General features: G+C 45.7%; 16 protein-coding genes. 2 read left to right on the top strand and 14 right to left on the bottom strand.

Annotation, left to right across the window (positions count from 1 at the left end):
* Positions 1–65 precede the first annotated feature (65 nt).
* The 12 genes from ACN08X_RS03110 to hisS form a co-directional block, all read right to left on the bottom strand.
* The gene (locus tag ACN08X_RS03110) at positions 66–983 is read right to left on the bottom strand and encodes a shikimate dehydrogenase family protein (RefSeq protein WP_419107860.1); all 918 of its coding nucleotides are present in this window, start codon (positions 981–983) and stop codon (positions 66–68) included.
* Positions 984–996: 13 nt separating this feature from the next.
* On the bottom strand, positions 997–2,220 hold the full coding sequence (gene mltG, locus ACN08X_RS03105; RefSeq protein ID WP_419101662.1) for an endolytic transglycosylase MltG: 1,224 nt from the start codon (positions 2,218–2,220) through the stop codon (positions 997–999).
* Positions 2,210–2,764 (bottom strand): Holliday junction resolvase RuvX, encoded by a 555-nt coding sequence (gene ruvX, locus ACN08X_RS03100; protein WP_419106532.1) that lies wholly within the window; start codon positions 2,762–2,764, stop codon positions 2,210–2,212. Before ruvX ends, mltG begins: the two co-directional genes overlap by 11 nt.
* A 3-nt stretch (positions 2,765–2,767) precedes the next feature.
* Positions 2,768–5,452, bottom strand: a complete 2,685-nt coding sequence (alaS, locus tag ACN08X_RS03095) for an alanine--tRNA ligase (protein ID WP_419107859.1) — start codon at positions 5,450–5,452, stop codon at positions 2,768–2,770.
* Positions 5,453–5,527: 75 nt separating this feature from the next.
* Positions 5,528–5,989, bottom strand: coding sequence for a peptide chain release factor 4 (locus ACN08X_RS03090; protein WP_419107858.1), 462 nt, complete (start codon positions 5,987–5,989; stop codon positions 5,528–5,530).
* Complete coding sequence (locus ACN08X_RS03085) at positions 5,989–6,372, bottom strand: DUF948 domain-containing protein (RefSeq protein ID WP_419101658.1); 384 nt, start codon at positions 6,370–6,372, stop codon at positions 5,989–5,991. The genes ACN08X_RS03090 and ACN08X_RS03085 overlap by 1 nt, the downstream gene beginning before the upstream one ends.
* A gap of 251 nt (positions 6,373–6,623) precedes the next feature.
* Positions 6,624–7,256, bottom strand: a complete 633-nt coding sequence (gene rpsD / locus ACN08X_RS03080) for a 30S ribosomal protein S4 (RefSeq protein ID WP_419107857.1) — start codon at positions 7,254–7,256, stop codon at positions 6,624–6,626.
* Positions 7,257–7,509: 253 nt separating this feature from the next.
* Positions 7,510–8,952, bottom strand: coding sequence for a replication-associated recombination protein A (locus ACN08X_RS03075; protein ID WP_419107856.1), 1,443 nt, complete (start codon positions 8,950–8,952; stop codon positions 7,510–7,512).
* A 39-nt stretch (positions 8,953–8,991) separates the two neighbouring features.
* Positions 8,992–9,426 carry a D-aminoacyl-tRNA deacylase gene (gene dtd / locus ACN08X_RS03070; RefSeq protein WP_419107855.1) on the bottom strand — a complete coding sequence of 145 codons (435 nt, stop codon included), beginning with the start codon at positions 9,424–9,426 and terminating at the stop codon, positions 8,992–8,994.
* A gap of 92 nt (positions 9,427–9,518) precedes the next feature.
* The gene (locus ACN08X_RS03065; RefSeq protein WP_419101654.1) at positions 9,519–10,280 is read right to left on the bottom strand and encodes a siderophore-interacting protein; all 762 of its coding nucleotides are present in this window, start codon (positions 10,278–10,280) and stop codon (positions 9,519–9,521) included.
* Positions 10,281–10,459: 179 nt separating this feature from the next.
* Complete coding sequence (gene aspS / locus ACN08X_RS03060; RefSeq protein WP_419107930.1) at positions 10,460–12,229, bottom strand: aspartate--tRNA ligase; 1,770 nt, start codon at positions 12,227–12,229, stop codon at positions 10,460–10,462.
* Between the two features lie 158 nt (positions 12,230–12,387).
* Positions 12,388–13,752: a histidine--tRNA ligase gene (gene hisS / locus ACN08X_RS03055; RefSeq protein ID WP_419101308.1), complete on the bottom strand. Its 1,365-nt coding sequence runs from the start codon at positions 13,750–13,752 to the stop codon at positions 12,388–12,390.
* A gap of 303 nt (positions 13,753–14,055) precedes the next feature.
* Here hisS and ACN08X_RS03050 point away from each other — a divergent pair, with 303 nt between their 5' ends.
* Together ACN08X_RS03050 and ACN08X_RS03045 are read left to right on the top strand one after the other, a co-directional pair.
* On the top strand, positions 14,056–15,342 hold the full coding sequence (locus ACN08X_RS03050; protein ID WP_419101309.1) for a DUF349 domain-containing protein: 1,287 nt from the start codon (positions 14,056–14,058) through the stop codon (positions 15,340–15,342).
* Between the two features lie 685 nt (positions 15,343–16,027).
* On the top strand, positions 16,028–16,402 hold the full coding sequence (locus tag ACN08X_RS03045) for a hypothetical protein (protein ID WP_419107854.1): 375 nt from the start codon (positions 16,028–16,030) through the stop codon (positions 16,400–16,402).
* On the opposite strand, the gene ACN08X_RS03040 is transcribed toward ACN08X_RS03045, so the two are convergent.
* Together ACN08X_RS03040 and secF are read right to left on the bottom strand one after the other, a co-directional pair.
* Positions 16,399–18,720 (bottom strand): RelA/SpoT family protein, encoded by a 2,322-nt coding sequence (locus tag ACN08X_RS03040; RefSeq protein ID WP_419101635.1) that lies wholly within the window; start codon positions 18,718–18,720, stop codon positions 16,399–16,401. The two genes, ACN08X_RS03045 and ACN08X_RS03040, sit on opposite strands and share 4 nt — an antisense overlap.
* A 231-nt stretch (positions 18,721–18,951) precedes the next feature.
* The gene (secF, locus tag ACN08X_RS03035) at positions 18,952–20,028 is read right to left on the bottom strand and encodes a protein translocase subunit SecF (RefSeq protein ID WP_419101311.1); all 1,077 of its coding nucleotides are present in this window, start codon (positions 20,026–20,028) and stop codon (positions 18,952–18,954) included.
* Position 20,029: the final 1 nt, after the last annotated feature.

Here is a 20,029-nt window from a genome sequence, read left to right as displayed (position 1 = left end):
AGACACTAGAGTACCCAGAAAATAAACCGAATAAAATTTTTGATGTCTTCACATGAAAAATTGTGTTAACGGCACGAGCCAAGATGTTCAATAGAATAAACGTTCACGGGTAACTGTTTTCGCGGTAACAAACCAATAGCAGCACACATTGCATTCATCATCTCAAGCTGTTCAGGCAACGTGTCTTCTAAAGAATGTCCCGTAAAAAGCTTCACTTGGTCGATGGCCTGATACATCAGCATATCTAAACCAGAGACGATGACGCCACCAGCTTTCTCCCAATACGAAGCAATAGTAGAAGGCCACGGATTGTAACTGACGTCTAAAAGAACACCGCTAAGAGAAGACTTCAAGGCGGGGGCAAATTGGTCGGCCACACCAGCAGGCAAAGTAGAGATAACAGCCTCATACATCGGATGCCGTGAAGCAAAATCCTCAAAATGGCAAACGTTAAGACGTATTCCCAGCTTCTGCGCTAAACGAAGGACTGTCGAGGCTCTCTGCACAGAACGTACATAAAGATCTACGTCAATAGAACCTAAAAATGCTAATGCCATCAGCGCAGAAGTAGCGGTTCCTCCCCCACCAAGAATAGCTCTGGGCGAGTTCGTTGATTCACGAACACCAGCATAATCAAGCGCATTGACGATTCCAGAAACATCCGTATTATGACCAATAGACTGTCGAGAAGAGCCCTCACCGTGCCAATACACAGTATTAACAACGCCGAGAATCTTCGCAAAATCAGTAAGCTCATGAAGACTTTCAACGACAGCATTCTTAAGTGGCATTGTCACAGAATAGCCAACCACATTTTCGGTTAGATCAGGTAAAAACCGTTCTGGAAGTTCTTCAATGGATGTTCTCCAACGAAAATAATCAATCTCATATCCCAGATGCTCATATGCAACCTGATGAAGGCTCGGAGAAAGCGAATGTTCAATAGGATCACCTAAAACAAAAGCTTTCTTCCGAGCATTCATTAAACCACCTATCTTAGGTGCATTTACCAGCATGATTACGACACCATCTATCGTATTCTTCAACGTTCTTAAGATGTTCACTGTAGGTCTTAGCAAACTTCGTTTCACCAGTATCAAGATTGACAGTCACCCAGAAATAGTAGTCATTCTTGTCGGGGTTTGCGGCGGCGTCGATAGCGTTAGTGCCTGGTGAACCAATAGGTCCCGCAGGAAGTCCCTTATAATAGAACGTATTATATTTATTTGACGGATCTTGCTTCTGCTCATTTGTAATATGAACGGTCTTCTTTCCTAAACCATAAGCAACTGTAGCGTCAGACTGAATGTACCCGCTAGTTTCCCCATCAGGGTGGTTAATACGGTTTTCAATCGCCCCAGCAATAGCTTTGTAATCGGGGGTAACACCTTCAGCCTCAACAATAGAAGCTACCGTCAAAACATAGAAGGCTTTCTCATCGCTCTTAACACCAGCATCAGATAACGCTTTCTTCGTCTCATTGACAATACTCTGCATAATATCTTTGATATCTGTTCCCTGATCAAAACGATATTCACCAGGATGCATCCAACCTTCTAGAGAAGGGAAATTAGCAGGAACACCAAGACTTTGAGGATTCTTATTAAATTTGTCGAGCTCATCTCGAGAAACACCAGTAGCTTGAGCAATGATATCCAGAGACTCTCCAATACGAAGAGTCTGAGCTAAAGCAATATACACCTGATTTGTCTCATGCAAACGTAAAAGAATGTCTAGCGCAGATTGGCTACTCATCTCTTCTTGAAGGTTATACTCACCAGGCTGAATATACTTCTTCTCCCCCATATCGCTATAGACGGAAAGGAAACGATCTGCATCCGCAATAACGCCCATCTTTTCTAGCTGGTTTGCAACACCAATGGTGGAAGCACCCGGAGCAACTGTGAAGCTCACGCTTGTCCCATTACCACTACCACTAAAATCTTTGCGTTTAAACCACCCTAGCTGAGGGCTAATAATTGCAATAATCATGACTACCGCAATAGTAAAAACAAGCCCCGCGCTGAGCATAGTATTACGCCTACGGAGACGAATTTTACGTCGTTGTTCAGGAGTGAGCAGATCATGCTCAACAACTAAACCGAGGATACCCTCACGTTCATCTTCTTCAGAGGGACTCAAAATCATCTTGAGGTTCTCTGGCTCATCACGGTGAACTGAACGTTTCGGCGATCGGCTCGAGTTCGTTTTATTGCTCACTCAAGTTCTCCATATCGTTTTTCGTCTGTGCTATTGAGGAAATTTCCTTAACACATTCTATTGTCTGAGGCTCCACTAAAAAACCAGCAACATGGTTGCCTGCTTTTAGCGTGTCTAGGCAATACTGCAAAATATTGACTGCAGCTACCTGATCCACCATTGTCTTAAAATCTCGTGAAGATACTCCAGCCTCATGCAAAGTACGATGAGCACTAACCGTCGTTAAACGCTCATCCACTAACCATACGGGGATGGAGTACCCTTCTGCTATAAGCTCAGTGACCAAATCTTGAGCATAAGAACGAGCCATAAGCGTTGACGATGATTCTCCACCGCTCATGGTCTTAGGTAAACCCACGAAAATTTCTGTTACTTCGTGGACTTTCACCAGGGTGCGCAGGACTCTACGATCAGAGTTCTTTTTAAGGTCTCGACGTAAAGTCTTGAGCGGTGTCGCTAGAATTCCATCTCTATCGCAGAGGGAGAGTCCGACGCGAGCATTACCCACGTCGACTCCCATGCGCACTCCTGGTGTAAAAGTCATATGTTAAGCACTGACTTTCGCAAGTTCAGAACGAATAGCTGTGAGTGCATCATCAACCTTAGTTGGGTCTTGTCCGCCACCTTGAGCCATGTCGTCTTTACCGCCACCGCCACCGCCGAGGACACCTGCAGCAACACGAACCAAAGCTCCAGCTTTAACGCCGTGTTCACGAGCACCTTCGTTAGTTGCTACGAGAACAACCGGGCGACCATTATTAACAGCTGTTACTGCAACAACAGCAGGCTCTGAGCCTAGACGTTGACGCAAATCCATTGCAAGATTACGTAACTCATTTACTGATAGTTCACCAGCATTATGAACAAGAGCTCGGACTTGTCCGATGAGTTCTGCTGAGGCAACAAGTTTTCCGGCTTCAGCTTGAAGTTTTTCAATACGAAGTTTCTCGAGCTCTTTTTCCACGTTCTTAAGCTTTGTCAGGGTCTGAGAAAGACGTTCTGGAAGTTCAGCAGAAGATTGTACTTTCATCATGCCTGTCAGCTGGTTAACAAGAGTACGTTCTGTTGCCAAATGGTTAAAGGAGCTATATCCGACAAGCGCTTCAACACGACGGTTACCAGAACCAACAGACTGTTCTGAAAGCAATGTCAAAGAACCAATCTCTGCAGAGGATGATACGTGGGTTCCTCCACAAAGTTCACGGGAGAAATCTCCACCAATTTCAACAACACGTACGGTGTCACCGTATTTTTCTCCAAAGAGACTCATCGCACCGAGTTTCTTTGCCTCATCTAGCGGCATCTCTTGTGTAACAGTCTGCAAATTATCACGAATTGCGGTGTTAGCAACTTCTTCAATTTCACGTTGTACAGATTCGGAGAGCCCTTCGCCCCATGCGAAATCAAAACGCAAATAGTCTTCTTTATTGAACGATCCACGTTGAGTTGCTTCATGACCTAATACTTGGTGTAGCGCTGCATGCACAATATGCGTACCAGAGTGAGCTTTTTCGCCATCACGACGACGACGTTCGTTAACCTGTGCAACTACTTCAGCACCGGCAAGAGCCTCTCCCTCGCGGACTACGCCGCGGTGCACACTCAAACCTTTAACAGGTTGTTGCACGTCTTCAACGTCAATCACAAAACCGTTACCGCTGATATATCCAGTATCAGCCGCCTGACCACCAGCTTCAGCGTAGAAAGGAGTTTCGTCCAAAACAACTTCTATACGGTCCCCTGCATGAGCAACCGGAACAGTCATGCCATTGACCAAAATAGCACGTAGAACAGTTGGTGTTTTAAGTTCTTCATAACCAGTGAAGACAGAGCCACGTTCATTAGCAAGCTCACGCAATGCAGAAAGATCTGCGAAAGCGCCTTTTTTCGCTTTCGCGTCTTTTTGTGCACGAGTACGTTGCTCTTCCATGAGCTCGCGGAAAGCTTTTTCGTCGACTTTCACGCCGGCTTCTTCAGCCATCTCCAACGTCAAGTCAATGGGGAAACCATAGGTATCGTGCAAAGTGAAAGCTTCAGTACCAGAGACGATAGAGCTACCTTTTTTAGCTTCCTTAACGGCTTCTTCGAGGCGCTCAGTACCGGATTCGATAGTTCTTAAGAATGCCTTTTCTTCTGCATACGCAATACGTGAAATACGTTCGAAGTCTTCAACAACAATCGGGAACGCTCCACCCATGGCATCACGAGAAGCAGGGAACAATACGGGCAGGCATGGCTCAGTTACCCCTAACAATCGCATCGCTCGAATAGCGCGACGCATCAGACGGCGAAGAATGTATCCGCGACCTTCGTTAGAGGGGGTCACACCGTCAGCAATGAGCATCAGTGAAGAACGGATATGGTCTGCGACAACACGCATACGTACATCGTCTTCGTAGCCTTCATCTTGAGCTGTTTCAGAGCCGTGATAAGTCTTACCAGATAGTTTTGCAGCTGCATCAAGTACGGGACGAACCTGATCTGTCTCATAGAAGTTTTCAACACCCTGCAATAGCATTGCAAGACGCTCTACGCCTAGTCCGGTATCGATATTCTTCTCAGGCAAGTCTCCAAGAATCTCAAAGCTATCTTTTCCGGTACCTTCACCACGCTGGTATTGCATGAACACAAGGTTCCAGATTTCAATATAGCGGTCATCATCAACAGCTGGACCGCCATCTTTACCATAGGCAGGTCCACGATCATAGAAAATCTCAGAGTCAGGGCCCGCAGGACCAGGCTGACCAGTAGACCAATAGTTTTCTTTCATGCCCATGCGCTGAACACGTTCAGCAGGTAAACCGACGGTCTTCGTCCATAGCTCGTAGGCTTCATCATCGCCTTCGTAAACGGTGACCCAAAGACGTTCTGGCTCAAGTCCAAAACCGCCCTGATCAACAGATGTTGTCAGTAGCTCCCATGCCCAAGGGATTACCTCTTTTTTGAAGTAATCACCGAAAGAAAAGTTGCCAGCCATCTGGAAGAACGTTCCGTGGCGAGCTGTTTTACCTACTTCTTCGATGTCAAGGGTGCGAATACATTTCTGCACGGAAGTTGCTCGGCGATAAGGAGGAACTTCACGGCCCAAGAAATAAGGAATAAAAGGAACCATACCGGCGATGGTAAACATTGCACCTGGCTCGTTGGAAACAAGCGAGGCGGAGGGAACGACTGTGTGACCGCGTTCTTTAAAGAATTCAAGCCATCGCTTTGATATTTCCTGTGAAAGCATGAAGCTATATTCCTAACCTATGATGATGAATAAATGTTCTAAAAATATATAAAAGGCTACTACACCCAATATGCTCTAAGTCTCGCTAGAAGAATGACCTTCGAAAAAATCTTCACCTAACTGACGGTCACGGTAGACCCTGCGTTCCGTGCCGGAGAATGAAGAACTCGTAGAATGTGGTATTAGTTCAGTGTTATCAGAATTCTCTGCTACCGCCCAAGAATCTAAGGAGCCTGGACGAGCCTCATTCTTTTGTTCCTGAAACTTTTGTTTCAGCTGAGCTTCGTGCTCTTCCATCCCACTTTTTACTTGAGCAGCAAATTGAGTTGCTTTTAGGGCGACTTTTTGAAGAGGCTGACCCCACGGAGAATCAAAGAATCGGGCCACTTGAGCTTTCCGTCCAGAAACTGAAGATAACTCTGATGAAGTTCGGCGAATCAACGCTTGGCTCACATCTGTTGTTTGATTAATACGTTGTGCCAGATACCCAGCAACTGCACCACCAGCTAGTAGAGCTGCACTCTTCCAGAACCCCATTATGGACGCTCCTTAGGTGTTGCAGATGCGGTACCTTGCTTATCTGCTCGCATAGCTTTACGTACACCGTAGGAAAAGGAAGCAACCTTAATAAGAGGTTGCCCAACAGTTGAGGTAACTAATGAGGAAAGAGCAGATACGTTTGCTGAGGCATCAGAAACGTTATTCGTAATATCGTCCACTTTTTCTAATTGGGTATTGGTGGTTGTAACAGTTTTTGTCACTTCTCTAATTAAGGGGGTTGTTTCCCCGTTGAGAGAACGAATCGTTACTACCAGTTCGTCAAACACTTTTCCCAATTTAATAATAGGTAAGGCTAGAAGCGCTACAAGTATTGCAAATACTGCCGCAGCAATAAGCCCGGCAATGTCTCCACCGCTCATAGATCCTTCTTTCCTAGTGTGTACAGTCTGCGCCTCAATATCAGAAATTAAGAACACGAATTGATAACAATACTACTGCATGGAATAAGATACAGACGATTTATTTTCAGGTTATCGTGTTTTCTCATCTTTTTAGGAGCACACGTTAACTTCAGAAAACGACGATTACATCAAAAACTGACGTATTTAAAACGGACAACCCGTGCCCTCTTCCAATGATGGAAGAAGCACGGGCTGAACGAACGTATGTTCTATGCCAAACGTGAGTAGTATTCAACGACAAGCTGCTCTTCGCAGATAACCGGAATCTCTTCGCGCTTAGGCAAACGATCGAGTTTAGCGTGGAGCTTCTCAATCTCAACGTTGAGGTACGCCGGAGTATCAGGCAGAACATCTTTATGTGCACCGGTAGCAGCTACCTGGAAAGGAGCCATCTTCTCAGATTTAGGGTGAACGTGGATGAGCTGACCTGGCTTCACGCGGAAGGAAGGACGGTCAACACGAACGCCGTCAACCATAATGTGACGGTGAACAACAAGCTGACGTGCCTGAGCAATGGTGCGTGCAAAACCGGAACGCAAAACAAGTGCGTCAAGGCGAGTTTCAAGAATCTCAACCATGTTCTTACCGGTCTGACCTTCAACGCGCTTAGCTTCGAGGTATACGCGACGCATCTGAGCTTCGCGGATGTTGTACTGAGCGCGTAGACGCTGCTTCTCGCGAAGGTGGATTGCATAGTTGGAGTCAGCCTTACGACGGTTACGACCATGCTGACCAGGGCTGTAAGGACGACGTTCGAAGTACTTTTCTGCCTTAGGAGTCAGCGCAATACCAAGAGCACGAGAATGACGCACGGTACGGCGGGTGCGGTTATTTTTAGCCACAATTTACCTTTCATAGCGGTTGGTAGCACACAAAACAGCTAGTGTGCCGACCATTTATTCTGATGGATTGGCCTCCAAAATATCCGCACACGATTTTGTGCGGTGGAGAGTGTGAAGCAGCCGCACTTCAGACACTGCAACCTATTTGGTGATCACATCGAAATGTGCGTTTTAGATAGGCTTGCCAACCACGGTTCTACCTTACCGTACATGTCTATGAACGCCTACACATCTTAGGTGTATTTTCTCACACCTATTTTTCATGGTTTTTTCGTGAGGATTCACGAACTGAAGACCCCCGCAAAATTTTTGCAATAGCTCTCAAACGACTAGCAATATTCTTTTCTGCGCCGTACTCTGTGGGGTGATAATATTTTCTGCCTAATAAATCATCCGGTAAATATTGTTGTTCAGCCACACCAAAAGGAACATGATGGGGATAAATATAATCACGACCGTGCCCCATTTGAGCTGCACCAGGATAATGACTATCACGAAGATGTAAAGGAACAGCACCACCTTTACCAGCTTTTACATCTGTTAAGGCTTGAGAAATACTCGCAATGACAGCATTAGATTTAGGCGCCGTTGCAAGGTGAATGGTTGCTTGAGCAAGGTTAAGACGAGCCTCTGGCATACCCACAAGCTGAACAGCTTGCGCAGCATTAATAGCTGTTGTTAGCGCTGTCGGGTCAGCCATACCGATATCTTCACTAGCATGCACAACTAAACGGCGAGCAATAAAACGAGGGTCTTCCCCAGCGGTGAGCATCCTTGCAAGATAATGTAATGCAGCATCAACGTCTGAACCGCGAATAGACTTGATAAAAGCGCTAATAACGTCATAGTGCTGGTCACCGTTACGGTCATATCGGATAGAGGCTTGATTCAGTGCTTCTTCAGCGTGTTCTAAAGAAACGACGAGAAGGCCCAAGTTTTCAGATTCTTCTATAGATTCTTGTTTCGGTAGTTTTTCTTGCCCATAGGCAGCCGCTACAGCTGCTTCTAAAGCGGTTAACGCTTTACGAGCATCACCTTTTGATAAGGCCACAAAATGTTCTAGTGCAGGTTCTGATATATGGACTTTCCCACCAAAACCACGAGAATCTTCAACTGCTCGAACTAATAGCTGACGAATATCCTCATCCTGTAAAGACTCTAAAGTTAGCACTAAAGATCGTGACACTAATGGAGAAATAATAGAAAAGGAAGGGTTCTCTGTTGTTGCCGCAACAAGAACAACCCAACGGTTTTCAACTCCGGGAAGTAAAGCATCCTGTTGCGCTTTAGAGAAACGATGAATCTCGTCTAAGAACAATACAGTAGTTGTTCCATACATATCACGATCGAGTAAGGCCTGTTCCATCACCTGACGGACATCTTTAACTCCAGCCGTTATCGCAGAAAGTTCTACGAATTTTCGTCCACTACCACCAGCAATAACATGCGCTAAAGTAGTTTTTCCTGTGCCTGGAGGACCCCATAAAATCACGGATTGTGGGCCAGCTGGACCAGCCGATTCTCCAGCTAAAATTCTTAAAGGAGCACCCTGATGAAGAAGCTGTTTCTGCCCGATGACTTCATCTAAGGTGCGCGGACGCATCCGCACCGCTAAAGGAGCCTGAGTAAAAGATCGAATTGGTTCAGAGGACGGTTCTTCGTTATCGTTATCAAGGGTAAAAAGAGAATCTGTCACGTTGCTATCCTACCCTTGTCCTTCGTCGCACAAAGAATTTTATAGCTCATCACTATCAAGAATGATTGTTACTGGCCCATTGTTAATGAGACTAACTTGCATATCAGCACCAAAAATTCCTTCAGAGACTTCCGCTCCTAAATCTTTGAGATGTTGGACGTAGCTATTAAATAGAGGTTCTGCAATTTCTTGACCAGCAGCAGCTGACCAAGAGGGACGTCGCCCACGACGAGAATCCGCATATAAGGTAAATTGGGACACCGCTAAAATGGGTGCACCGATATCTGAGCAGCTTTTCTCACCCTCAAGAAGACGCAATTTCCATGTTTTCTCCGCAAGTTTTTTGACAATCTCAGGGGTATCCGTGTGTGTTATGCCAACTAACGCTAATAGTCCAGGACGGCTAATAGCACCAACTTGTTCTCCACCTACACAGACCTTAGCTTGTTGTACCCGTTGAATAACGACTTTCATAAAAACCTATTTCTTCTAGCGCCTAATATTGAACAGCGCATTTTCCGTTCTCTTTTCTTGAGGCTACCGCTTTTTTAAAAACATCTTAAACATTAGTTTTCTACTTCTCGAATATCTCGAGTAGTGCCCATCGCACGACCTTTAACCCAATAGGCGTGAGAATGCATAAAAGTTTTAGAAACAGAAGCCTCTTTAAGAAGATATCTTCGGGTGGGCAAAAGAACTTTAGCCTCACAAACAAGATGAGGGAACCAACCTTGCCAATCCCAGCTTTTCGTCTTCTCCAGCATTGCCTCTGGAGTAGGTTCAATCCAATGTACCGTGATATTTTCTCCGGAGCATAACGGGATACTTTCATCACTTTCATGCCAGCGAGATAACCAAATCTGTATGGGGAAACGTCCCTCTAAACGTTCAACTACAGCATTGATATAAGGGATACCTGCAGCGTCAGCGATAAACACAAAACCTTGAGGCGTCTCAGAGGGTACCTCAAAAGGATGAGAACCATAATAAGAGAACTCAAAAGTATCCCCAACTTGTGCGTGAGTAGCCCAATAACTACCTGGGCCATACGGAGTGTGTAAAAGGAAAAAGAGGGTGAACTCCCCTGTTTGCTCATCAACGTTAGTAACCGTGTACCCGCGCATCTCTTCTTTATGGGGATTCTCTAAAGAAGGAAACCAACAGCGAAGGTACTCCCCCTGTGCAGGACGGACTTCATGAACAAAATCTGGAGAGCTCACTCTTAGAGCGAGCATACTAGGGCTATGCTGCCAGATACGACGTACCGTACATGAATAATCTCCTGCACGTAGAACTTTTAGAAGTACACCACATATACCGCGCCCCATGAGATACCCCTTCTTCTCATCATCAACGAAAGCTAATGAGTCCAGTATGCCAGAGAACAAGAATAAAAGTTAGGTCAACCTTATTTTGTGTACGAGACACAAAAACATGAGGGGGGTGGGGCACACCATAGTTTGGTGTGCCCCACCCCCCCCTCATAAAGATGAAAAATGCTTAAAGACTATTTTTCATCTTTTTTAGGTTTTGCATCAACACCAGCTTCTTTACGTTGCTGTGCAGTAATTGGTGCAGGAGCCGCTGTTAGCGGGTCAAAACCGTTACCAGTCTTCGGGAAAGCAATAACATCACGAATAGAATCGGTACCACCCAAAAGCTGCAGCACACGATCCCAACCGAAAGCGATACCACCCATCGGAGGCGCACCGAATGAGAACGCATCAAGAAGGAATCCAAACTTTTCGCGAGCTTCTTCTTCCCCAATGCCCATCACAGCGAAGACACGTTCTTGAACGTCGCGCTGGTGAATACGGATAGATCCACCACCAATTTCATTACCGTTACATACGATGTCGTATGCGTACGCGAGAGCTTCACCAGGATTTTGGTCAAAGTTCTCTAAGAACTCCGGTTTAGGTGAAGTAAACGCGTGGTGTACTGCAGTCCATGAGGAGTTCCCCAGCGCTACGTCACCGGAGGCGGTAGCATCAGCTGCTGATTCAAACATGGGTGCATCAACAACCCAGACAAAAGACCATTCTCCGTCTTTAATAAGGCCGGTCCGATGCCCAATTTCGACACGTGCCGCGCCAAGCAGAGCACGAGAGGCTTTAGCTTCACCTGCAGCGAAGAAGATACAATCGCCAGGTTTCGCGCCAGTAGCTTCTGCTAGACCAGCACGCTCCACTTCAGTGATGTTCTTTGCAACAGGGCCCGTAAGTTCACCGTCTTCTTGAATTAGGACATAAGCTAGTCCCTTTGCGCCACGTTGTTTAGCCCACTCTTGCCATGCGTCAAGAGTGCGGCGAGGCTGAGAGGCACCACCAGGCATAACAACAGCACCAACATAAGGAGCTTTAAAGACTCGGAAAGTCGTGTCTTTAAAGTAGTCTGTTAGTTCTGTTAGTTCCAGACCGAAACGTAAGTCGGGTTTATCTGAACCGTATTTTTCCATAGCGTCTTTGAACGTAATACGTTCAATAGGACGTGGAACTTTGACGTCAATGAGGTTCCATACGGCTTCAACGATGCGTTCACCAAGATCAATAATATCTTCTTGGTCAACGAAAGATGCCTCAATATCAAGCTGAGTGAACTCCGGCTGACGGTCTGCACGGAAATCCTCGTCACGGTAACAACGAGCAATTTGGTAGTACTTTTCAATACCGCCGACTTGCAAGAGCTGCTTAAAAAGTTGGGGAGATTGGGGAAGCGCATACCAAGATCCAGGTGCTAGGCGGGCTGGAACGAGGAAGTCTCGGGCACCTTCTGGTGTGGAACGAGTCAGAGTGGGAGTCTCAACTTCAGTGAATCCATCTTCTGCAAGAACATTACGTGCAACACGGTTTGCTTCAGAGCGTAGGCGCATCAAGCGTGCTGGCTCGGGGCGACGCAGGTCAAGATAACGGTATTTAAGGCGAGCTTCTTCACCAACTTCTACGTGTTCGTCGATTTGGAAGGGTAACGGCGCAGCAGTATTGAGAACTTCGGTTTCTTTAACTTCAACTTCAATCTCGCCGGTAGTTAGCTGAGGGTTCTCGTTACCTTCTGGACGTCGGGTTACTTCGCCAACAACTTTAAGAACATACTCGTTACGGAGGTGTTCAAAGTCCTGTTCATCGTGGAAAACGCACTGTGTAACGCCCTCACGGTCGCGTAAATCAACGAATGCGACACCGCCGTGGTCGCGACGGCGTGCTACCCATCCGGTTAGGGTGACGGTTTGTCCAATGTGTTCGGCGGTTAACTCGCCGAGAGTATGTGTGCGTAGCACTCGATTCCTTTCCACGGGGTATCACCTAATATTCAGGTGATATGTTCACGAAGATGTGATAGTCATTCTAGTCGTAATCTTAATATTCCTCAGCGAATGAAGAACTGAAAAATATTCAAAAAGTTATTTCTATAGAAAACTTATAGGACGTACTGTATTTAAGCGTTTTCTGTGGCAATTACGCGTACTTTAAGGTCTTCATCCGCAGGGCTCCATTGCAGGGGATCTGCTGAAACTTGTTCTCCAGAGCGAATATCTTTCACTTCATGAGTCAGTTCACCATGTTCGGATTCATATGTGAACCAGACGAACGGGATGCCACGTTTTTCTGCGTATTTAATCTGTTTACCAAATTTGGTTGCTTGTGCAGAAACTTCGCAAGCAATGCCTCTTGAGCGTAGCGCCACAGCAACATCTTGAGCTTCAGACCACATCTCTTCATGGGTGAGAGCAACGAACACAGCAGAAGGAACTTTACGGGTTGGTTCTGCCATTTTCTCTGCGATGATACGTGAGACAAGGCGTGTAACACCAATAGAAAGTCCTACTCCAGGGAAGGTTCTCTTGCCGTTAGAAGCTAGCGATTCGTAACGCCCTCCAGAACAAATTGAACCGAGCTTTTCGTGCCCAACAAGAACTGTCTCATAAACAGTTCCGGTGTAATAGTCCAGACCGCGAGCAATCGATAAGTCTGCTATCACGCGGCCAGGGGCACGTTTTGTCGCTTCTCCAACAACTTGCGCTAATTCAGTAAGACCTTCTTCGAGAAGCTCATGGTCGACACCTAAAGCGCGCACTTGTTCAACGAATGATGTGTCTTCTGCGCTGATTTGAGCTAATGCTAAGGCAGCTTGTGCTTGTTCGTCGCTAGCGCCAAGCTCATCTTTGAGCAGCTGCGCTACTGCATCTGCACCAATTTTTTCGAGCTTGTCGATAGAGCGGAGCACCCCTGCTGTGTCGTCAAGTCCGATACCACGATAGAAGCCTTCAGATAGTTTTCGGTTGTTGACTCTGAGCTTAAAGTCTCCGATATTCAGCTGCGATAGGGCGTCAACGACGACTAAAGCGAGTTCTACGTCGTAGCGGAAAGGTAGGGTACCGTCGCCTACAACGTCTACGTCAGCTTGGGTGAATTCACGGAAACGACCGTCTTGTGGTCGTTCTCCTCGCCATACTTTCTGCATCTGGTAGCGCATAAAAGGAAAGTTGAGGTATCCGGCGTTCTCTACAACGTAACGAGCAAAAGGAACGGTGAGGTCAAAGTGAAGAGCTAGTTTCTCTTTATCTTTTTTTGTGCCGTTATTTGAAGCGTCATCTTCAAGAAGTCGAGAGATACCATAAACTTCTTTGTCGATTTCACCTTTACGTAGTAGCTGCTCCACGGTTTCTACCGAACGAGTTTCAATAGGCGAGAATCCATGAAGCTCGAAAGTGGCACGGAGAGTATCCAATACGTGATTCTCTACCAGGCGTTCTTCCGGAAGAAATTCGGGAAAACCAGATAGCGAAGCCTTGCGAGCCATGTGTTACTCCTATATATACGAGAAGATGAAGTCGGTGGTATTTGTTAGTTCTTCATTCTAGGGTACTCGGTTGTTTGCTATCCCCCAACATCAACAGGAGCCATCTGCCTAAAATGTAGTTTGAAACTCATTCTCATAGAGGTTTTTTCACGTGTTGCGTTGCTAGTTTTTAAAGCTGAAGGTATTCTAGAGAGGTACGCATTCGCGGTGATGTGCGCCTCTGATACGCAGAGGAACTAGCCGGAGAATGCGGCTTTTGTTTGTTTAACGCGCTTGTGCGCCTCATGTGAAAGAGTTATAGCGGTGACCACACAATCCGACGACAACACCCCAGTAGACCTCGATAAAGCACGCCAGTTTGGCCGAGTATCCGATGATGGACACGTTTTTGTCATTGTCGAGGGAGAAGAATACGCTGTCGGCCAGCTTCCAGAAGCTACCCCCGACGAAGCCCTCGCATACTTTGCTCGCAAGTTTGAAAATATCCAAGCTCAGATTTCACTTCTTGAAGCACGTGTTGAGCATGGTGCGGCTGTTTCTGATTTGCAGAAATCTGTAGAGCAGCTCGGCGCTCAGGTTGCTGTTCGCAACATGGTTGGCGATTATGCAGACTTGCAGCAGCGCCTTATTGCTATTACCGGAAAAATTGCTGAACGTGCAGTTATTGAAAAAGAAGAACAGGCAGCGGCACGCGAAGCTGCTCTTCAGGCTCGTGAAGAAATTGTGAGCGAAGCAGAGTCTATTGCTTCTCAAGATATTGAGAAGACCCATTGGAAGAACTCTCATGCTCGCATGAACGAACTATTTGATGCGTGGAAAACTACTCAGCGCACTCACCATCTACCCAAGAGTGTAGAAGATAGCTTGTGGACTCGTTTCCGTTCTGCTCGTACAACTTTTGACAAGCATCGTCGCGCACATTTTTCCTCTCTCGATGAGGCGAATGCTAAAGCTAAACGTATTAAAGAAGCGCTCATCGCAGAGGCAGAAGAACTTTCTACTTCTACCGATTGGGCAGCTACTGCAACAAAGTACCGTGACCTCATGGACCGTTGGAAGAGCTCCCCGCGTGCTTCTCGCCGTGAAGATGACGCTCTTTGGACTCGTTTCCGTGCCGCACAAGATCGTTTCTTTGAAGCTCGTAAAGTAGCTCATGCAGAACTAGATAAAGAGTTTGAAGCTAACCTTGAAGTCAAGGAGAAACTTCTAGAAGAAGCACGAGCCATTTTACCAGTCACTGATGTGAAAGCTGCAAAAGCTCAGTTCGAAGCTATTGCAGACCGTTGGGATGCAGCTGGTCGTGTGCCTCGCCATGCAGTACGTCGCATTGAAGGTGAACTTAAAAAGGTTCAGGACGCTATCTACAATGCGGAACATGCTAAGTGGTCTAAGAGCGACCCTGAGAAGAAAGCCCGTGCAAACTCCATGCTTGCTCAGCTAGAGGATTCTATCGCAGGTCTTGAAGAAGATCTTAAGAAAGCAGAAGCAACGGGTAATGCTCAGAAGATTAAGAAAGCTCAAGAAGCTCTCGACGCGCGTCGTACATGGTTGAGCACGTTACAGGCATCTTCTGCAGATTTTAACGCCTAAAAAATAGTTTTCTGTACGAGAGTAACGGGCACACAACACCTCCGAAAACCCATACCGAAAACATGCACCGAAAAGGCTCCCCAGTAAACATACAAGGGGAGCCTTTTCGCGCGTGTTATCAAATGACACTATTAAATATCATTTATATGGTCTTATGGGCGATGGTGGGGTCTAGTCGTCACGTGTAGGCCCCACCATTACCCATAGGTAGAAAAGAAGATATCCACAGATCTTTTTCTACTCATAGTTTCGCTCAGAACCACCACATAATAAGTGTATGAGCAAATCACCGACCTCTTCTCAATCTTCTGTTTCCCTTCTTCAATCATTGCCCTGCCCCTTGTTCGTCGAGAAACACCCACGACATGTTTTAGGAATAGAACATCAACAAGGTCTTAGATCTCCAACAACACCTATAGTTTGTTCTTCGCTAAGTTCTGAGCAACAAATGAAATTATATTGTTCTCAACTTCTCAATAAAGATACGTTTAACGGCACTCTGCAAGAGCTAAGGGTTTTCGCTCAGGAACATCGCTATCAGGAATTACTCCCCCATATTTACGCTCCTTCAGCTTTACGTCTCACCCCTTTATTGAGAGTTAGCGCGCTGAGCTTAAAAATCCCCCATCGATATTTTGCAAGAGGCAGAATATCTCGTTATAGTGCAGCTTGGGTATGGGGTTGTGTGACCTCTCCTTGTCATGATATCTATATAGATTTTGATTGTCGTTCAAGAATCAATACTCGTAAAGCTCAAGAAGAGAACATTATCACTCATCAAAACCAGTTCTCGACCACCGACTACTTGGCTTTAGGACAAGTGCATGTCACTACCCCACTACGAACTGCACTAGATTTAACGATTCATCACCACGACGAGCCCATTGCCCGTCGCAGCGTTGAACAATTCTTATCTGCACCATCTTTTTCAGGGTGCACAGTCGAAGCCATGCACACGTACCTTGAGCATAAGAAATATCTTCCTCACCGTCGAAAAGCTCAACAGGCTCTTCAACAAATATCCCAGAACATCCCGACCTCACATCCTATGAAAGTTTAACTGGTAGAAGATTTTTCGTGTACGGGCTTTGCTCCTGTGAGACGATACACCTTATAGACTCCTTCAACATTCTTAAGAACATTAAGAACATGATCCAACATATACCGGTCACGTACTTCCACCGAAAAACGGTTAATAGCGAAGCGATCTTCACTTGTCATCACTCGAGCATGACAAATATTAATATGGTTCTCACCGATGGCTCTGGTCAGATCCATCAACAAGGATTTACGGTCTATCGATTCAACCTGAATATTGACCCGATAGACAGCCTGAGAACTTGACGCCCACTGAACCTCAGTTACTCGTGGTTCGTCCCCCATATTGCGCATATTAGGGCAGTCTGTTCGGTGAACCGATATTCCGCTAGTACGCGTGACGACACCAAGAATTTCATCCGGTGGGACAGGGTTACAGCACTTAGAAATTTTCGTCAAAATACCATCTGCACCGGGAACAACGATTCCGTTATCGCTGACTGTGCGACGAGAAGAGAACATATCTTCATCAAAATCGGATGGCAATACCTCAAGGTTATCGTCCTCATCGCCATAGTAGATATTTACGAGGTTTGAGATGACATCTTGAGCTTTGATATTTCCTTCGCCAATGGCATGGTACAAAGAAGCACCATCATTTTGGTGGAAAGTATGGGCTACTTGCATCAATAAATCTGCAGTCAGCATCTTTTGCAGAGGCAACTCATGCTGACGCATTGCCTTAGTTAATGCGTCGCGGCCTTTATCAATAGCTTCTAATCGACGACCTTTAGCAAAATACTGACGAATTTTTTGGCGAGCTTTAGAAGAACGCACAAATTTTAGCCAGTCTTCACTGGGTTCTTGCTGAGGGCTCTTTGACGTACGAATCTCGACAACATCGCCAGAGTTTAATCCCGTATATAAGGAAGCTATCTTTCCGTTCACGATAGCGCCAACAGTTTTCTCGCCAACCTCAGAATGGATAGCATAGGCGAAATCTACCGGTGTGGCTCCAACAGGTAAGATAATGCCGTCACCATTAGGGGTCATCACCACAATCTCGTCAGTCTCTAAGTGATAAGCTAACTCTTCAAAGAACGCTACAGGCTCTGGTGTTGAATTCGATATCTCTGCGATATTTTGTAAAATTCCAGCATTAAAAGTAGAAGATTTATTCTCTGATTTTTTACGACCAGAAGCATCAATTTTTCCAAGATCTTCACCACGAGAAGCAGCCTTATATCTCCAGTGTGCAGCAACACCATACTCTGCTTCTTCATGCATCTTATAGGTTCGTATTTGAACCTCGAGAGGAAGATTTCCTGGACCAACAAATGTTAGATGTATCGATTGATAATGATTATTTTTAGGAGATTTAATATAGTCCTTAAAGCGTCCCTGATCCGAGGTCCATAAGGACATTACGTGCCCTAATACGCCATAACAAGTGTCTTCATCATCGACAAGGATACGAACAGCTAAGATGTCATGAATTTCGTCAAAACTCTTATTCTTCGACTTCATTTTCTGATGAATAGAATAATAATGCTTAGGACGCCCATGAACAGTAGCTTTAATACCAACTTTGGCAAGACGCTGTTCAATCGTCGTTTTGGCTTCATCCAAATATTTTTCGAGTCTAGGTGTACGGTCCCCCACCATGCGCACAATTTCACGATAAATCTCTGGAGACATCGCAGCAAAAGAAAGATCTTCTAGCTCCCATTTAAGAGCACTCAAACCAAGCCGGTGCGCTAAAGGAGCATAGATTTTTAGAGTCTCTTCAGCTTTTTTAGCTGCAGAGCCAGAAGGAACAAAACGCCACGTACGAGCATTATGCAACCTATCAGCAAGTTTGATCAATAAGACGCGAATATCTTTACTCATAGAAAGCACTAATTTACGAATCGTCTCTATCGAGGCGTATTCCCCGTAAGTTACTTTGTCTAATTTCGTGACGCCATCAACAAGATAAGCAACTTCTTCCCCAAAGTCTTCGATGAGTTGTTCTTGCGTATACGGAGTATCTTCTACGGTGTCGTGTAGTAGCCCAGCCACAAGAACAGGACCAGTGGCTCCCATCTCAGCAAGAATTGTGGTGACGGCAACAGGGTGAGTAATGTAGGGGTCACCGCTTTTACGTTTTTGCCCTTGGTGATATTTATCGGCAACGGTAAAGGCCCGTTGTATTACATCAAGATCCTCTTCGGGATGAAATTTTTTAACAGTGCGAATCACTGGAGCAAGTACTGGTGAATAACGTGTAGGACTTGTTCGTGAAGTCTGAACAGAACGTCCGAAAACATGACGAGTAGGAATACGCTCTGAGGCAGACATCACCCGATGTGATCCTCCAAGAGTCGTAGGAAGAAGGTTACCAACAACCTTTTGTGAAACAATATCTTGTGCTGTGTGTGCTGAATCCGCCATAGTGTTCATCCTTCCAAGGCTAGTATGGCTATTTTAGCCTTATATTGTTCGCACTATAACAAAAATAAAAAATCGGTAGCTATTTCTTTTCATAGCTACCGATTTTTAACAAAAATTATAGTTATTGTCTAATCAACGTTAACGATCCAATGAAATCGTGTTGACTTCAATGCGTATTTCGTTGAGAGAACTCTGCTCAGAAGTCTCAGAAGCATCTTCTGGTTCAATAACTTTTCCAGAACGAATATCTTCTACCATCTGTGTATGCTCACGAATTTCTTTCTCACCTAGACGCAACGCCGCATACATTGGTGCAGAAACATAGAGTGTTCCAATCGTTCCCACAATAATGCCGACGAATAAAGCTAACGAGAGGTCTTGCAGAGTTCCAGCACCAAGCATGAACGCACCAATGAAAAGAATTGCACCAACGGGTAATGCGCCCACAACAGAAGTATTAATGGAACGAACGAGAGTTTGGTTCGTTGCAAGGTTAATCTGTTCACCGTAGGTGAGGTCACGGCGTTTTTCAATGCCTTCGGTATTCTCACGAATCTTATCGAAAACTACCACAGAGTCATAGAGTGAGTAGCTCAAAATGGTTAAGAAACCGATGATTGCGCTAGGAGTCACTTCAAAGCCTACTAAAGCGTAAATTCCGATTGTCACGATTACGGTGAAAAGCAATCCCGCAATAGCAGATAGAGACATCTTCCACGTACGGAAGTATAAAGCCATACCGATAAGAGCAAGAAGGACGAACGCGACAAGTCCGTAAAGTGCTTGTCTGGTCACATCGGCGCCCCACCTTGGCCCGACAAAGGACGAGGTGACGTCGTCTGCAGAAACACCGTACCCCTCTTGAAGGGCAGTTTTTACCGCAAGAGTCTCTTCATCGTTAAGCTGGCTCATTTGCGCCCTGATAGTTTTCGCAGCGATATGAGTCACTCGAACGTCAGAGGCTTCAGGGGCGTGCTCTGCAATAATTTTTTGCCCTACCGAAATATCGGTATTTGAAGTATCAGAAATCGTAAACTCTGAACCGCCTCGGAACTCAATACCTAGATTGAACCCTCCTTTGACGACGGGAATGAGAAGGGACAAAACAACGAGAACCATTGCAATGCTTAACCACAATCTACGTTTTCCAACAAACTGGTATGAACGCTGTCCAGAATGTAAATCGTTACCAAAACGAGCAAGTGCGTTAGCCACA

Origin of the sequence: Rothia sp. P6271 (genome assembly GCF_048512995.1) — a bacterium.
Taxonomy (GTDB): domain Bacteria; phylum Actinomycetota; class Actinomycetes; order Actinomycetales; family Micrococcaceae; genus Rothia.
Note: the sequence above shows the minus strand (reverse complement) of the source record. Positions and strands in the feature narration are given on the sequence as shown.

What these genes read in the sequence shown, in the direction of transcription:
- ACN08X_RS03110 (WP_419107860.1), bottom strand. Translation starts at nt 983, where the DNA reads ATGAATGCTCGGAAGAAAGCTTTTGTTTTAGGTGATCCTATTGAACAT.
- ruvX (WP_419106532.1), bottom strand. Translation starts at nt 2,764, where the DNA reads ATGACTTTTACACCAGGAGTGCGCATGGGAGTCGACGTGGGTAATGCT.
- alaS (WP_419107859.1), bottom strand. Translation starts at nt 5,452, where the DNA reads ATGCTTTCACAGGAAATATCAAAGCGATGGCTTGAATTCTTTAAAGAA.
- ACN08X_RS03090 (WP_419107858.1), bottom strand. Translation starts at nt 5,989, where the DNA reads ATGGGGTTCTGGAAGAGTGCAGCTCTACTAGCTGGTGGTGCAGTTGCT.
- ACN08X_RS03085 (WP_419101658.1), bottom strand. Translation starts at nt 6,372, where the DNA reads ATGAGCGGTGGAGACATTGCCGGGCTTATTGCTGCGGCAGTATTTGCA.
- dtd (WP_419107855.1), bottom strand. Translation starts at nt 9,426, where the DNA reads ATGAAAGTCGTTATTCAACGGGTACAACAAGCTAAGGTCTGTGTAGGT.
- ACN08X_RS03065 (WP_419101654.1), bottom strand. Translation starts at nt 10,280, where the DNA reads ATGGGGCGCGGTATATGTGGTGTACTTCTAAAAGTTCTACGTGCAGGA.
- hisS (WP_419101308.1), bottom strand. Translation starts at nt 13,752, where the DNA reads ATGGCTCGCAAGGCTTCGCTATCTGGTTTTCCCGAATTTCTTCCGGAA.
- ACN08X_RS03040 (WP_419101635.1), bottom strand. Translation starts at nt 18,720, where the DNA reads ATGTCTGCCTCAGAGCGTATTCCTACTCGTCATGTTTTCGGACGTTCT.